The 14,992-nt window shown below is 40.4% G+C and carries 16 protein-coding genes; 9 read left to right on the top strand and 7 right to left on the bottom strand.

Annotation, left to right across the window (positions count from 1 at the left end):
• Window positions 1-42 precede the first annotated feature (42 nt).
• Window positions 43-465, bottom strand: a complete 423-nt coding sequence (locus NSQ43_RS13880) for a dual specificity protein phosphatase family protein (RefSeq protein ID WP_339251122.1) — start codon at window positions 463-465, stop codon at window positions 43-45.
• Window positions 446-1,213, bottom strand: a complete 768-nt coding sequence (locus NSQ43_RS13875) for a metallophosphoesterase family protein (RefSeq protein WP_339251120.1) — start codon at window positions 1,211-1,213, stop codon at window positions 446-448. Before NSQ43_RS13875 ends, NSQ43_RS13880 begins: the two co-directional genes overlap by 20 nt.
• Before the next feature lie 91 nt (window positions 1,214-1,304).
• Between NSQ43_RS13875 and NSQ43_RS13870 the strand changes: the two genes are divergently transcribed.
• From NSQ43_RS13870 to NSQ43_RS13860, 3 genes are read left to right on the top strand one after another with little or no spacing between them, the layout of a single operon-like run.
• Entirely contained in the window at window positions 1,305-1,979 is a 675-nt protein-coding gene (locus tag NSQ43_RS13870; protein ID WP_339251118.1) for an SOS response-associated peptidase, read from the top strand.
• 58 nt (window positions 1,980-2,037) lie between these two features.
• Window positions 2,038-2,607, top strand: coding sequence for a hypothetical protein (locus NSQ43_RS13865; RefSeq protein WP_339251116.1), 570 nt, complete (start codon window positions 2,038-2,040; stop codon window positions 2,605-2,607).
• Window positions 2,608-2,661: 54 nt separating this feature from the next.
• Window positions 2,662-3,216, top strand: coding sequence for a hypothetical protein (locus tag NSQ43_RS13860; RefSeq protein WP_339251114.1), 555 nt, complete (start codon window positions 2,662-2,664; stop codon window positions 3,214-3,216).
• A 56-nt stretch (window positions 3,217-3,272) separates the two neighbouring features.
• Here NSQ43_RS13860 and NSQ43_RS13855 read toward each other — a convergent pair whose 3' ends face one another.
• A complete protein-coding gene (locus tag NSQ43_RS13855) occupies window positions 3,273-3,890 on the bottom strand; it encodes a DUF3298 and DUF4163 domain-containing protein (RefSeq protein WP_339251112.1) in 618 nt (205 codons plus the stop codon).
• Between the two features lie 311 nt (window positions 3,891-4,201).
• Here NSQ43_RS13855 and NSQ43_RS13850 point away from each other — a divergent pair, with 311 nt between their 5' ends.
• A complete protein-coding gene (locus NSQ43_RS13850) occupies window positions 4,202-4,579 on the top strand; it encodes a nucleotide excision repair endonuclease (protein WP_283732510.1) in 378 nt (125 codons plus the stop codon).
• A gap of 52 nt (window positions 4,580-4,631) precedes the next feature.
• On the opposite strand, the gene NSQ43_RS13845 is transcribed toward NSQ43_RS13850, so the two are convergent.
• From NSQ43_RS13845 to NSQ43_RS13835, 3 genes are all read right to left on the bottom strand, one after another.
• Entirely contained in the window at window positions 4,632-5,576 is a 945-nt protein-coding gene (locus NSQ43_RS13845) for a zinc ABC transporter substrate-binding protein (RefSeq protein ID WP_339251109.1), read from the bottom strand.
• 198 nt (window positions 5,577-5,774) lie between these two features.
• Entirely contained in the window at window positions 5,775-6,632 is an 858-nt protein-coding gene (locus NSQ43_RS13840; RefSeq protein WP_339251107.1) for a metal ABC transporter permease, read from the bottom strand.
• Window positions 6,632-7,375, bottom strand: coding sequence for a metal ABC transporter ATP-binding protein (locus NSQ43_RS13835; RefSeq protein ID WP_339251105.1), 744 nt, complete (start codon window positions 7,373-7,375; stop codon window positions 6,632-6,634). Before NSQ43_RS13835 ends, NSQ43_RS13840 begins: the two co-directional genes overlap by 1 nt.
• Window positions 7,376-7,728: 353 nt before the next feature.
• On the opposite strand from NSQ43_RS13835, the gene NSQ43_RS13830 reads away from it, so the two are divergent.
• The 3 genes from NSQ43_RS13830 to brnQ all read left to right on the top strand — a co-directional run bounded on the left by NSQ43_RS13830 (window position 7,729) and on the right by brnQ (window position 13,496).
• Window positions 7,729-8,874 (top strand): exonuclease SbcCD subunit D, encoded by a 1,146-nt coding sequence (locus NSQ43_RS13830; RefSeq protein ID WP_339251103.1) that lies wholly within the window; start codon window positions 7,729-7,731, stop codon window positions 8,872-8,874.
• Complete coding sequence (locus NSQ43_RS13825; protein ID WP_339251101.1) at window positions 8,871-11,948, top strand: SMC family ATPase; 3,078 nt, start codon at window positions 8,871-8,873, stop codon at window positions 11,946-11,948. The genes NSQ43_RS13830 and NSQ43_RS13825 overlap by 4 nt, the downstream gene beginning before the upstream one ends.
• A 183-nt stretch (window positions 11,949-12,131) precedes the next feature.
• Window positions 12,132-13,496, top strand: a complete 1,365-nt coding sequence (brnQ, locus tag NSQ43_RS13820) for a branched-chain amino acid transport system II carrier protein (protein WP_339251099.1) — start codon at window positions 12,132-12,134, stop codon at window positions 13,494-13,496.
• Between the two features lie 38 nt (window positions 13,497-13,534).
• Here the strand turns inward: brnQ and NSQ43_RS13815 are convergent, their stop codons facing one another.
• Window positions 13,535-14,050 carry a GNAT family N-acetyltransferase gene (locus NSQ43_RS13815; protein ID WP_339251097.1) on the bottom strand — a complete coding sequence of 172 codons (516 nt, stop codon included), beginning with the start codon at window positions 14,048-14,050 and terminating at the stop codon, window positions 13,535-13,537.
• Between the two features lie 125 nt (window positions 14,051-14,175).
• Between NSQ43_RS13815 and NSQ43_RS13810 the strand changes: the two genes are divergently transcribed.
• Both NSQ43_RS13810 and NSQ43_RS13805 read left to right on the top strand, forming a co-directional pair.
• Complete coding sequence (locus NSQ43_RS13810) at window positions 14,176-14,733, top strand: 3D domain-containing protein (RefSeq protein WP_339251095.1); 558 nt, start codon at window positions 14,176-14,178, stop codon at window positions 14,731-14,733.
• Window positions 14,734-14,851: 118 nt separating this feature from the next.
• Window positions 14,852-14,992, top strand: coding sequence for a hypothetical protein (locus NSQ43_RS13805; RefSeq protein WP_339251094.1), 141 nt, complete (start codon window positions 14,852-14,854; stop codon window positions 14,990-14,992).

Genomic DNA, 14,992 nt, shown 5'->3' with positions numbered 1-14,992 from the left:
ATATGTAAAGCCGGATTCAAATTGAATCCGGCTTTAGTCATTTTACTTGTATAACCTTTTCAAAGCTTCCTTGAATGCAGGTTTAATATTCGTTTCCGGTCGGATGGCTGTAGTCATCATTTCGGCTTCTTCAATGTTTTCTGCTTTCCCTAACTCAAGCAAAGTTGCTGCTGCAAGGGTGCCCCCGCGCCCTCTGCCTGTATTGCAATGGAAGTAGATGTTTTTACCTTCCTTGTAAGCTTCCATCACCTTACCGACAGCCTCGCGGATAGAGTCGTCCTGTGATTCGGCATCATCCAACAAAGGCTGATGGACACTGATTTCGCTCGGCAATTTGCCATTTACAGTTGCTCGTAAGTCATATATCACATCAATCTTTTCGTTAGCCATTACCTCTTCAATTCCATCGACTCCTCCGAAAAAGATTCGATCCGTCACCAATGCTTTATATGGTTTGTTTGTCATGAATTTCTCCCTCTTTCATCTCTTTCAACTTATCGGATTCAACAAAATACACGGTCCTACTTGGTAGTTCCAAGCAATTCAGTTGTCCTCCGTAGACAGCCGCCCCGTCGATACCAATAATACGATTGTCACCGAAGTAGACGGAGTAGTCCTGCTTGTCCTTGTCCTTATGTAAATTCTTCGTTGGCGTATGGCCAAAAATTACAGTTTTCTCTCCACAGTATCCATTATGGAAAATATCCCTGATCCAAATAAGTTCATAAGGATCCGTATCAGTAATGGACTTATCCGGATGCACGCCCGCATGCACAAATATCACATCATCTGTTTCAACAAAATAATCGAGGCTTTGTATGAACTGAAGATGTTCATCCAACTTGTCGGAATGTATGGATGGCTTCTCAAAAGGCTCGTCTTCTTTTATGATAAACTGCTCTTCCGAAAATCCATAGCTTTGTAATGTCTGGCTTCCGCCATTACGGTTCGTCCAATTTTTCCAAGCTCTTTCTTCATCCGTCAACATTGCTTTAACCATCATATCCTCATGGTTGCCTTTTAATACAATTGCCCCTGCTTCCTTCAACTGGATTACTTTATCGAGAACTCCAATGGAATTAGCTCCACGATCGATATAGTCCCCTAAAAGGATTAGTTGATCTTCATTAGGATCATAGTTAACTTGTTTAAGAAGCTCTTCAAATAAATCCAGTTCACCGTGAATATCACTTATGACCAAAGTTCTTTTCAAATAAATCATCCTTTCATAACACCTATCATGATTCTATCGCATTTTCGTGATACGATTAACAAAATAGTCTCAAAAGAAAGGAAGAATTCTTATGTGTGGTCGTTTTACTTTATTTGCCCCGTATTATGAAATCATGGAACGATTTCGAATTGAAGCCGCTTTTGAAGAAAGTGAATATAATCCAAGCTATAATATTGCTCCGTCGCAGCAAGTTATAGCAATCATTAATGATGGAGAAAAAAATCGTATGGGCCATTTACGTTGGGGGCTCATTCCACCATGGGCGAAAGATGAAAAAATCGGTTACAAAATGATCAATGCTCGGGCAGAGACAGTAGCGGAAAAACCAAGCTATCGAAAAGCCTTCAGTAAACAACGTTGTATTATTCCGACGGATTCATTTTATGAATGGCAAAGGAATGGGAATGAAAAGATACCAATGCGTATCAAGTTGAAAACCGATGAACTTTTTGCGATTGCTGGACTATGGGAAACGTGGAAATCGCCAGACGGTAAACTGATCCATACATGCACCACCATTACGACGGAACCAAATGAGTTGGTGAAACCGATTCATAATCGGATGCCTGTCATTTTGAAAAAAGAGGATGAACATATTTGGTTAGACCCAAGAAATATGGATATTCAATCCCTTGGGAATCTGTTGAAGCCATTTGATAAAGACCAAATGGACGCGTACAGTGTCTCTTCAGCGGTCAACTCTCCGAAGAATAATGAAGAATCTCTAATTCTTCCAGTTTGTTAATTAACATTGAAACGAAACACTTGCGTTAGCGTCTATTCAATGAAGGGGAGGGGTCGGTTTGAAAGTAAGATATTTATTGTCATTTGGTCTATTGTTCATACTGTTTTTATGGTGGAAGCCGTTAGACGCATCTGCTTGCTCATGCGTCGCACTGCCACCACCGAAAAAAGCACTCAAAGAGGCGGATGCTGTATTTAGCGGTGAAGTGGTGGAGATTATTGAAAATCCTAAAATCATCGTTCGAGGGAAAGGTAAAACAATTCACTTTAAGGTTGATGAAGTATGGAAGGGGATTGACGAGTCTGAAGCCGTCGTTACAACAGGACTTGATACTGAAGGTTGCGGATTTCCGTTTGAAAAGGGCAAAAAGTATCTTGTTTACGCTACGATGAGTGATAGGTTTGTGGCGAATACATTGGCTACATCGATTTGCCGCAGAACAACGGAACTTGCCTATGCAACAGAGGATTTAAACGTATTAGGTGAGGGGCAGGAAGTTAGTAGTTTGAAAGTAGATAAAGGTAAAACCGTACTACCAATTTGGCCGTTTGTGCTTTTCATTTTAGGGTTAGTCGCCATATTCATCGGCTTCCGATATAAAAAACCACAAAAAAACGCGCGCAGATAATATTGAAACGAAACACTATCGCCTTCGTCTACTCTTTAAAGGGGAGGAGTCGGCTTGAAAGTAAGATACTTATTGTCATTTGGACTATTATTCATACTGTTTTTATGGTGGAAGCCGTTGGACGCATATGCTTGCTCATGCGTAATGGCACCGCCACCTGAAGAAGCATTGGATCAGGCGGATGCTGTTTTCACCGGTGAAGTTGTAGAGATTATTGAAAACGGCAAACTTATTCGGGGGTATGGAAAGACAATTCACTTCAAGGTTAATGAAGTATGGAAGGGGATTGAAGGGTCAGAAGCGGTAGTTACGACGGGACTTCATGATGGAGATTGCGGACTTCCGTTTGAAAAGGGCAAGAAGTATCTTGTTTACGCTTCGATGAGCGACATGTATGTGGCAAATACATTGTCTACCACGATTTGCCATAGAACAACTGAACTTGCCTATGCCACAGAGGATATAAACGTATTAGGTGAGGGACAGGAAGTGAGTAGTCCGCATGAAGAAGCTGAAACAGAGGATGAAGAAAACCTTCCAATATGGCCTTTTGCACTATTCATTTTAGGGTTAGTCGCCATATTCATCGGCTACCGATATAAAAAATAAAAAAACATGAGCAGTTAACATCCACTGCTCGCGTTTTTTTACTTACTACTTAATCTTTAGGTGAAAGCCATCATCCTGTCCAGTGGGGTGTCTGGTTTTATTATATCCCTCAAGTCTAAAAGTGGAATTGGGAAATATGGGAATCCCCAATAATAAGGAGTGATTTCATACAGCTGGAAAAAGATTACGATTGAAGTGTCCATTATATAGAAATCCTGATCTTTCCGGATCCCTTTGAAAGGGGGATCGAGTAAATCGACTTTCCACTTCTTTATATCTTCACGAATAATATCGGATATCTTTTTCACATAATCACTATTTTCTTTGAACAGCTCTTCCAACTGATATTGTTTGCCGGTTCGAGTGTCAAATGTCAACGCCCTCGTAAATGTCATCCCATGCGCCCCGCCGGTAAATGAGTAGACGATAAGAAGTAGGCTTAGAACACCGCGCTCATTCGTTTTTATTTCAAAATTCGCGACCATCTCTACAAGATTTTCATTAAAGAAATCTTGGTTCACAAGCATTTCATTTAAAGTATGGATAATCGTGTGATTGAGTATCCGTTGAATAGCGGCATCTTCCATGTCCGAAATTACTGGGTAATAAACTTTCACTTTTGACGATGTATGCGGGAGCATCTTTGTATGAATGATTAATGGAAAGTCCTCCAAAACATAACTTCCTTCCTCTTAGGTAGTTATATAGTGTATGAGAAGGATGTATGGAAAGATAACTTTATAGATGAATTAATGATTTATATTAATAAGATTTCCGTTGCTTGTAGTGGAAGGCGGCGACTCCTGCGGGAATAGCATGAGCTGAAGACCCCGCAACGAAGCGTTAGCGCAGTGAGGAGGCTGAAGCCATGCCCGCGGAAAGCGTCCGTCTGGAACGAAAAGCAACTGTATATTAATACTTTTCGCTTTCCACTCCGTTTTGTGGTAGGATAAAACTTCACAAAAGAAGAGGACGTGAGCGTAAATTGATTTCAATTACAATACCAAAACCGGATGTTACAATCATCCAGCGTGAACAAAAAATAACTGGTGACGAAGCTCCAATCAAGCCAATCAATGGCTTCATCGATATCCATGAAATCCCTCGTGACAAAGGTGGACTCATCCTTTTTTACAATAAAAGCGATGAACTGCTTTTCGCAGGTAAAGCGCGCAAACTGCGCCAACGTGTGAAAAAACACCTTGAAGATACTGTATCACCGGTGAAAAACCATCGCAATGAAATCAATAAGATTTCAGTTATCATTGTAGAAGACCCGATGGAACGTGAAATTTATGAAACGTATATCATCAACACATTACGCGCGAAATACAATACGGATAAAGTCTTTTACCAAGACTGATCAAAGAAAACCCGCATACAGGCTAAGAAGCCGTTTGAATGCGGGTTTTGACTTATTTGCTAAGTTCCTCATGTATCAGATTGATGTTGTATTTCAAATACTTAATATACGTATTCACTTCATCGTTAGGTTTTCCGATTTCATCTGAGTAGATTTTCTTCTCGGCAATTCGCACACCCGTTTCGTTGGCGACGGTTTCCATCGGACGGGGGTCAACGTTGGATTCCATGAACAGTACTGACACGTCATGCGACTTGATAAAGTCAACTAAGTTTTTTATTTGAGTAGGCGAGCCATTCTCTTCCGTATCGATTTCCCAAATATACGCTTCCATCAATCCATAATGGGAGGCCATGTATTGGAAAGCCCGCTCGCTTGTGACCAATATACGATTCTTCTCTGGAATATCTTTGATCCTCTCTTCATACTCTTTGTCGATTTCCTTCAATCGTTGCACATATGCATCTCCACGTTTCTGAATTTCCTCACTTTTGGAAGGGTGTCTTTTCACAAGTATATCCCGCATATCCTCAGCCATTTTCACACCGACAGCGGGATCAATGAATGCATGGGGATTGATTTCCTCTTCACGTCCATCTTTATCGGTCAAATACATTGGTTCTACGCGCTCGGTCAAACTGAACACATTCTCTTCTTTTTGATTGACGGTATCAATCATTTTAAAGAACCACCCTTTTTTTCCTCCCTCAAGATTCAGGCCATTATAAAAAAGCACATCTGCATCAGTAGCAGCTTTAATATCATTCGGCAATGGCTCATACTCATGCGGATCCGTTCCAGTCGGTACAAGATTATGCACCTCCACAAACTCCCCACCAATCTCCCTCGCCATATCCGCAATAATCGTAAACGACGTCACAACCTTCAAAGGCCCATCACCACTGTTTGCTGTATCTTCATTGTCATCCGCCCCACACGCCGCAAGTGAAAAGATGGATACTAAAGATAAACCTATCCACGCAAGATATTTCTTCATTTTAATTTTTCCCCCTTTTAGGATTTGTTTATTAAACCTTTATCTGTAAGAAGATTTTCCGTTGATTGAAGCGAAAGGCGGCGACTCCGGCGGGAACAGCGCGAGCTGAAAGCCCCGCAGGAGCGAAGCGACGAGGAGATTGAAGCCGTGCCCGCGGAAAGCGTCCGCCTGTAGCGGAAATCAACTTTTTCATTTCTATCATGCAAGTTTCTTCGTCCTGTTGACCGCTTTGATTTTCCTTAATACAATCCCTTGTTTCGGTGAAAACAAGAAGGCTATAAGGAATAACGCTGTTGTCGCCAAAGCAATAACCGGTCCAGAAGGCATATTGTATTCAAAACTGAAATACAACCCGATAACAGCCGACAATGCACCAAAGAACGCAGCAAGCAAAACCATAACCGAAAGCCGATTCGTCAGAAGATAAGCCGTAGAAGCTGGTGTAATCAACATCGAAACAACAAGAATTACACCAACTGTTTGTAAAGAAGCAACTGTTACGAGTGTCAGAAGAAACATGATGGAGTAATGAATGAAGCGAACTCTGAGACCATACGCTGCAGCCATCGTTTCGTCAAAACTTGAGACCAACAGCTCCTTGTAGAACAAAATGACGACAAGGATAATAAGGCTCCCGATTGCCAGTGTCAACCACATATCAGACGTCCTAACGGCCAAAACATTACCAAATAGAATCTGTGTTAAATCTGTTGCACTTCCAACACGAGTGATCAAAATGATACCAAGTGCGAAGAACGCCGAGAAAACAAGCCCTATCGACGAATCACTTTTAATCCGGCTATTTTGTGTAATGGCCCCAATACCGAAAGCTGTTAAAATTCCAGTGAACACTGCACCATAGAAGTAATTGATGCCTAACATGTATGAAATGGCAACACCGGGCAAGACGGCATGTGATATGGCATCTCCCATTAACGCCATTCCACGGAGTATGATAAAACTGCCGATGACCCCGCAAATGATTCCAACCATTATCGACGTAATGAGGGCCTTTTGTAAAAATGCGTACGTTTGCAAATCATGTAAAAACTCCATTACAGTTGAACCTCCAAATCATTCAGCGTTAAAAATGGCATATTGTATGCACGAACCATATTTTCGGATTTGAAGACTTTTTGAACGGGTCCCGCATCGATAAGTTGTTTATTGATCAAAACCAGTTCATCAAAATAGCTTTTCACTTTTGTTAGGTCATGGTGGACAACAAAGACAATTTTTCCTTCTCCCTGTAATCTTTTTAATATGCGTATTATCACTTCCTCGCTTGCAGCATCAATACCGACAAATGGTTCATCCAAAAAGAAGTAATCCGCCTTTTGCGCAAGAGCCCGCGCTAAAAATACCCGTTGTTGCTGTCCGCCTGATAGTTCTCCGATTTGTCTATTGGCGAAATCCTGCATACCTACCTGTTCAAGGCAACGCATTGCCCACTCCTTATCTTTTTTCTTAGGTCTACGTAATAGTCCAATCTTTGGATACGTCCCGATGACGACAGTATCTTTCACGGTGATTGGAAAGTTCCAGTCGATGTTGGAACGTTGTGGAACGTAGGCAATCCTTTTCCTGAAATTCTTGATTGGTTGGGAATTGATCTCGATTGACCCTTCATCTCTTGGAATTAATCCCAACATCGCTTTCATCAAAGTGGATTTACCAGCTCCGTTTGGACCTAAAATTCCTATTAAATGACCGGAAGTGAATTCGAAAGAAACGTTTTCAAGTACTTGATTTCCGAAGTACGAAACTGAAACGTTTTTCAATGAAATTACATCTGACATATTTATCCTCCTCACAGTTTATTATGTAAAAACTTTCCCTTGTGCAACTTTTAGTGTAAAAAAAATATGACTGCAAATCTATCACGTTATTTTTAGTAGTCTATTGCTGACTTTTTCTAACAGTGTAGGCAGTAGCCTATTTTTCTTGAAAAGTTTCCTTCGTACAACTTTTGTTTAAGTATAGTATAAATTATTTTCAGAGTAAAGCCTTTTTTCTTTCCTTGGGGCAATAAATTTTTCGGTTGAAATCGATTTAATGAAATAATAATATTTCTATTTTGTCGGATATGATGCCTATTCAAGCAAGTTTCCTGTAAAATAAAAGATAAAAGAAGAAACGGGAGGCGGGGGAATTGAAGTTTTTCCATACGGCGGATTGGCATTTAGGTAAATTAGTTAAAGGAGTATACATGACGGAGGGGCAACGACATGTGCTTCGGCAATTCATCGACGCCATTAAAGAAGAAAAACCAGATGTGATAGTGATTGCAGGGGATTTGTATGATCGGGCAGTGCCGCCAACTGAAGCAGTATCATTGTTAGATGAAGTGCTAAATGAAATTGTTGTCGATTTGAAAACACCTGTAATTGCAGTGGCTGGGAACCACGATAGTCCAAGCCGATTAGACTTTGGCAGTGAATTGATGAGAAGAAATGGCTACTATATTGAAGGCCGTTTAAAAAATAAAGTGGAACCGATCGTATTCAATGATTCATACGGAGAGGTTCATTTTCACCTTGTCCCATATGCTGACCCTTCCATTTGTAGACAAGTTTATGAGGATGAAAACATAATAGATTTTAATAGTGCTATGAAAAGTGTAATTCAGGAAATCGAATTTAAAGAAGATGCCCGACATGTTTTTGTAGGACATGCTTTTGTCACTCCGCACGGTGAAGAAGAGGAGAATACAAGTGATTCAGAACGCCCTTTGGCAATAGGTGGCGCGGAGTATGTGTCTGCACAACTTTTCAAACCGTTCCATTACACGGCTTTGGGCCATCTGCACCAGGCACATCATGTATTGAATGAATCGATACGATATTCGGGATCACCGATGAAATATTCAATATCTGAAGAACATCATAAAAAAGGTTTTTACATTGTGGAAATGGATGGAGAGGGCAACATCGATGTCCAAAAGAGGCTACTTGTCCCAAAACATGATATGCGTACCATCGAAGGGGAGATGGAGGAAATTCTCACCCATCCGCCAAGTGATGACTACGTTTTTGTGAAATTGCATGATGCCACACCTGTCTTATTTCCGATGGAAAAAGTGAAGTCGATTTATCCGAATGCCATGCATATTGAAAGGAAAGTGAGTCGGACTGCCGCAACACTTGAACGGCAAGATTCTGCAATCCAGGAAAAACCAGATGATATGACCCTGTTTCGATATTTTTACACTCAAATGAATGAAAACGAACCTGACGATGAAACAGAAAAGATTTTCAATGAGGTCTTGCAAGAAGTGAAAGGGGGGAATGACCAATGAAACCCATTCAATTAACGATGACTGCTTTTGGACCTTATAAGGGAACAGAAGTAGTTGATTTCCGCAACCTTGAGGATCACAGGTTATTCGTTGTATCTGGAGCTACTGGAGCTGGAAAAACAACGATTTTCGATGCGATTTGTTTTGCGTTATACGGACAAGCGAGCGGTGAAGACCGATCAGAATCCCGCTCAATGCGAAGTGACTTCGCTGACGATTCTACTCAAACAGCGGTTGAATTAATTTTTGAAATCAATCAACGCACATATCGAGTCATGCGGCAAATCCCATATTTAAAAGCTAACAATAAAACAGAAACAGCAGCAAGATGTGAGTTCTTTGAGCTGACTACAGACGGGGAAATCCCGTTTGTCGACCGTCAAATCGTCTCTGAAATTAATCGGAAAATCGAAGAACTTGTTGGGTTTACACAAGCACAATTTAGTCAGATTGTTATGCTTCCACAAGGGGAATTCAGGAAATTCTTGACATCCGACACGGAGAATAAAGAAACAATCATGAGAAAAATCTTCAAGACGGAGGAATACCGTGAAGTCGTCAATCGATTGAAAATGAAACGGGATGAGGCACATGTCCGTTTAACCGAAGAGAAAAGCAGGATTGAAGGGTTTATTCGTCAAATTCCTTCCAGCATACCGGAAAGGGATTCATTGATCTTTGAAGTGCTTTCGAGTGAGTACAGGAATGTTTCGCAAGTACTTGACGGCATAGAAGAAGAAGCCCAATATTATTCAAAAAAAATGGTGGAAGATGAAAAGAAATATAAACTTGCATATGAAAAGCATGCCGAAATGCTTTCGGGCTATCATGTAGCGAAAAATATCAATGAACAATTTGATCAGCTTGAACAGTTGACAAAGAGTATGGAGACATTGAAGGCAGAAATTCCATCTGTCACGATTAAAGAACAACGCATATCCAATGCGGAGCGGGCTGCGATCATCCATGAAATCGAAGGTCATTTTCAGCAGTTGCGTAACGAGACAGAAATAAGGTTGAAAGAATGGAATCATGCGGTAAAAGAAGCGCAAGAAGCAAAAATGTCATTGGAAACAATTGAAATACTATATAAACAAGAAGAATCCAAGCAGGAAGAAAGGGGGCAAGTGACAGAACGTCTTATCCGTCTGCGCGACTTTCTTCCGGCGGTAATGGAATTATCAGTTAAGGAATCGACAGTGAAAAGCTTGGAGCAGCGCCTTCAACATATGCAGGAAGAATTTATCGTTTCGACGAAAAGGGCAGCTGTCGAAAAAGAAAAATTAGAGCAGATGAAGGCTCAAATCGAAAAAATGGAATTTGATGTTATTCCTTTGGAAGAAATTGCTGAAAAAATGAGCCGAGTGGAATCTGATTTGAAAATTGTACAAGACCATATGAAAATTAGTGCAGAAGTCGTGAAGTGGAAGCAACAAAAGGAAAAGGGATCCGTTGTTGTACGTAAGATGAGAGATTACTTTACACAAATGCAAAATTTGTGGTTGAATAATCAGGCCGCGCTTTTGGCAGATTCGTTGAAGGATGGGGAGCCGTGTCCGGTTTGCGGAAGTGGGCACCACCCGTCAAAAACGCATAGACATAGCGAAGATTCAGTGACTCGTGAAGAACTTGACCAAAAACAAATCGAATTAGCAAAAATAGAAGGTTCTTACCAAGCGGTCTGTGCAAAATACGATACGTATCTCGAACAAATGGAAGCAAAAGAGATTGAAATGAAGGAACTTCGGATTGAAAACAATCTTGATGGCCTGTTGGCAATCAAAAAAGAGTTAACAGAAAAGGCAACCCATTTACGTGCAATAAGGGATAAACTGCCCAACTTAAAAAAGATGCTAAAAACACAGGAAGAGACAGCGTCGGCCATGCAGATTGCTCAAATTGAAAACGAAAAAAGGGCTCTTGAACAAAAATCGCTTTTGGACAAAGAGACATCATTATTGGAAAGGGAAATAGCCCAAATTCCTGAAGAAATGCGTAACTTGCCCGCCTTGCAAATGAAAATTACTGAAGTTGAATCCTATAAGAATCGTTTGGATAATGCGTGGCAGTCCGTTCAAAAGTCACGCGAGGAAGCGAGAGGGAAACTAACAAAGGCGGAATCTGCAGAGTTTCACTGCAAAAAGACATTTGACGAATGCTCCGTTAAAAAGGAAAATGCAAAAATGAGATTCAAAGAAGCCTTAGATTCTTCCGATTTCGTATCGGAAACGGAATATCGGGAAGCGAAAATGTCGGAATCAGATAGACGTCTTTTAAAGGAACAAGTGATGGACTTCAAACAAAGGCTCCATTCAACAGGGGAAAAAATTGCTGAACTAAAAGCCCGCTTGCTTGGAAAAGAAAAAGCGAACTTGATGCAGATGCAAGAAACTGTACAAAGTTTGAAAGCATCTTATGAGTCCGCCTGGACGGAAATGAACAAATCAACAGAATATAAAACGGCTTTGATTTCATTGGCAGAGAATATTAAAAGAACTGGTAAAGGTATTGATGAGCTTGAAAGAAAGGTAAGTAAAATTGCCGACCTTTACGATACGGTTAGGGGTCAAAATGAGTTGAAGCTCTCATTTGAACGATTCATCCAAATCGATTATTTGGAGCGCATCATTCAATCTGCAAACGAGAGACTTAAAGATTTATCGAACGGGCAATTTCAGCTATTACGAAGTGACCGTCAGGAAACGAGAGGAAAACAGAGTGGTTTAGGATTGGATGTGCATGACGGGTATACCGGCCAGAATAGGGATGTGAAGACGTTATCAGGAGGCGAGAAGTTTAATGCGTCGCTCAGTCTCGCGTTAGGGATGGCTGACGTTATCCAAAGCTTCCAAGGGTCGGTATCGATTGATACGATGTTTATCGACGAAGGGTTTGGGACATTGGACGAAGAGTCATTGCAGAAGGCAATTGATACACTCGTTGACTTGCAAAAATCGGGCAGAATGATAGGGGTCATTTCCCACGTTGAGGAGTTAAAAGCAGCATTACCAGCTATTCTTGAGGTACGTAAGACAAGAGAAGGCCATAGTGAAACTAAATTTATCCTTAAATAAAACAAAAAGTAGACGGCCAAAAGCCGTCTACTTTTCTATTGGCAAATAATAACACCATTAAAAAGTGAGAAATCTTTGTATTTTCTATTGCATTTAAAAGTAACAGGGAGTATTATAAATAAATTCCCAAGGGAATTGAACACAATTATTTGCATATTACATCATGAAGGGAGCAGAATACACATGCAAAAAAAATTGTCATTTTCTTCATATTTAGCTATAGGAGTCATGCTATTTGCCCTCTTCTTTGGAGCGGGAAATCTAATATTCCCTGCACAGTTGGGACAATATGCAGGCGATAATCTCTGGCCTGCAACAATCGGATTTCTAATTACCGGAGCCGGACTACCACTTTTAGGGGTCTTGGCAATGGGGTTCTCAGGAAGTAGAAACTTACAAGAACTTGCAAGCCGGGTACACCCCATATACGGTTTATTATTCACCTCTATACTATATTTAACAATCGGTCCATTTTTTGCAGCACCTCGTACCGGGGCAGTTGCATACGAAATTGGAATCGCGACTTCTATTCCGGAAGAATATACGAAAATTGGACTGTTACTGTTTACATTAATATTTTTCGGAATAACATTATGGCTTTCGTTGAATCCTGCTAAAATTGTGGATCGTGTCGGGAAACTTATGTCTCCAATTATCATAATATTGTTACTTGTCCTATTAGTCGTTGCGTTTTTGAATCCTATCGGAGAATTTCAAAGCCCTGTTGATGCTTATGCTGAAGGTGCTTTTGTAAAAGGATTAACCGAAGGCTATAATACGATGGATGCTTTAGCTTCACTTGTATTCGGGATTATCGTCATTAAAGTATTACGTTCATATGGAGTTAGGAATAAGATGCAAATCTTTTCTGCAACTGTGAAAACCGGAGTCGTAGCTTCAGGTATCCTTGCATTAATATATGTGGGGATTGCGTATCTTGGAGCGACGACAGCTGAGAAGTTCGGATTATTTGAAACTGGTGGCCCTGTTTTAAGTGAGGCAGCTTCCTATTACTTTGGCACAATCGGCACCGTATTGCTGGCAGTCGTAATTATTCTTGCATGCTTGACAACAAGTATCGGCCTCATCACCGCATGCGGAGAATATTTCAATACAATCATTCCAAAAGTTGGATACAAGACATTCGTAACGGGGTTCACAGTCTTTTGCTTCATTGTCTCGAATTTTGGTTTAGCTAACATTATTACCTATTCGATTCCTGTTCTAATGTTGCTTTACCCATTGGCCGTAGTCCTTATGTTACTAACATTCACTTCACCGCTGTTCGGACATGCAAGAATCGTTTATGTTGGTGCAACAGCTACAGCATTATTAATCAGCCTCTTTGATGGGATAAAAACATTATATTCCACGTTAGGTTACGAAAAAACGGAATGGCCAAGCTATCTCAAGTCTATTGATTCATTCTATAGTTCAATCCTTCCGTTTTACAGCGATGGGTTAGGCTGGATCCTTCCAGTGTTAGTCGTGATGATCTTCACAGCCCTTATCGCACTTATTTTGAAACCGGCACCGGCCCATCGATAGGTAAAAGGAGCATTCCTCATAAACTGGAATGCTCCTTTTTAAATCTGTCTTGAATATATAAGGGAAATATCCTGGTCTTCAGTTGTTGAACCGTAAGCAATTTCCTCCCCCTTGAATGAAAACCCTTTAGACTCGTAAAAGGGAATGCCATATTGATTGCCTTTCGCCACGGAAACCCATTGACGATGAGCCCCATATGTAAACTTTTGAATTTTCGTATAGAATGCAAGTAGCCTTGTACCAATCCCCATTCCCCTATAATCCGGGTCCATATAGAAGACGTAAATTTCCCCATCCGACTCGTCTCTCATTCCTCCTCCGATTACTCCAAGGAGATTTCCATCCATTTCCGCAACAAAATACCCGTGCCAACTTTTGTCGATTGTTGTGATTTCGCGCTCGATGCGTTCAACATTGTAATATTTACTTATGAGCCGTTCAATATATGCGTCTGAATAGAGGGTGCGATAAGTGAACCATTGGCATTTTGAAAGCAGATGGGATATGGCTTTTGCTTCATCCTGTCGTGCAAATCTAACTAAAATTTCGCTCATTTTCAATCCTCCTTATACTGTAACAATTGACTGACTTTTGTAATCAGAATAAATGCAATTTGTAACATTGCTGTAACATTGCACTGATAATCTATAAATAGACTAAAAGGCGGGGAGTAGAAAACTTGAGAAAACATATTGTAACGATTTTATTTGCAGTAGTGTTATTGTTCGGCGGTACGACCGAAAGTTTTGCGGCTTCTTCAACGTATACAGTCAAAAAAGGTGATACACTTTACAAAATTGCGGCAATGCATAATATCACCGTCAATGAATTAATTTCATGGAATGGTTTAAAGTCAACTGTAATAAAGCCGAATCAGAATTTAAAAGTTAATAAAACCGATACAAGCAATAAGAAAACACCATCGCGATCTTCTGACGATAACGTTGAGAAGGAAATAACCGTTTCTGCAAGTGCCTATACTGCTAATTGTAACGGTTGTTCAGGAATTACTTCAACTGGGATTAATCTAAAACGAAATCCTGATCTGAAAGTAATTGCCGTAGACCCTTCAGTTATCCCTCTTGGAACAAAAGTGTATGTTGAGGGGTATGGATATGCGATTGCGGGCGATACAGGCGGTTCTATTAAAGGGAATAAAATCGATGTGTTCTTCCCAACAAAAAGCGAAGCATATAAATGGGGAAGAAAAAACGTGAAAATAAAAATACTAAAATAAAAGCTTTGGCCGATTCCTTCCAAATAATTGGGGAATCGGCTTTTAATATATTTCCTGTTTGTCCCATAGATATGGTGACATGGTAAACTATAAGGAAAGTTAGGAATGGGGAGATGGGATGGATAAAAGAAGATTGATTTTGGGACTTGTTTTAGTCATAGCAATTGCATTGTATATTTGGATTGCTTATTTTGAGATCCCAAATAAAGTGAAAATCGGGGAGGAAACCCAACAACAAGAGCTACTGAAAGGGGAATAA

This window comes from Sporosarcina sp. FSL W8-0480, from assembly GCF_037963765.1.
GTDB lineage: Bacteria > Bacillota > Bacilli > Bacillales_A > Planococcaceae > Sporosarcina.
Note: the sequence above shows the minus strand (reverse complement) of the source record. Positions and strands in the feature narration are given on the sequence as shown.

What these genes read in the sequence shown, in the direction of transcription:
- NSQ43_RS13835 (WP_339251105.1), bottom strand. Translation starts at nt 7,375, where the DNA reads ATGTCAGATGTAATTTCATTGAAAAACGTTTCAGTTTCGTACTTCGGA.
- NSQ43_RS13805 (WP_339251094.1), top strand. Translation starts at nt 14,852, where the DNA reads ATGGATAAAAGAAGATTGATTTTGGGACTTGTTTTAGTCATAGCAATT.
- brnQ (WP_339251099.1), top strand. Translation starts at nt 12,132, where the DNA reads ATGCAAAAAAAATTGTCATTTTCTTCATATTTAGCTATAGGAGTCATG.
- NSQ43_RS13845 (WP_339251109.1), bottom strand. Translation starts at nt 5,576, where the DNA reads ATGAAGAAATATCTTGCGTGGATAGGTTTATCTTTAGTATCCATCTTT.
- NSQ43_RS13815 (WP_339251097.1), bottom strand. Translation starts at nt 14,050, where the DNA reads ATGAGCGAAATTTTAGTTAGATTTGCACGACAGGATGAAGCAAAAGCC.
- NSQ43_RS13825 (WP_339251101.1), top strand. Translation starts at nt 8,871, where the DNA reads ATGAAACCCATTCAATTAACGATGACTGCTTTTGGACCTTATAAGGGA.
- NSQ43_RS13880 (WP_339251122.1), bottom strand. Translation starts at nt 465, where the DNA reads ATGACAAACAAACCATATAAAGCATTGGTGACGGATCGAATCTTTTTC.
- NSQ43_RS13870 (WP_339251118.1), top strand. Translation starts at nt 1,305, where the DNA reads ATGTGTGGTCGTTTTACTTTATTTGCCCCGTATTATGAAATCATGGAA.
- NSQ43_RS13840 (WP_339251107.1), bottom strand. Translation starts at nt 6,632, where the DNA reads ATGGAGTTTTTACATGATTTGCAAACGTACGCATTTTTACAAAAGGCC.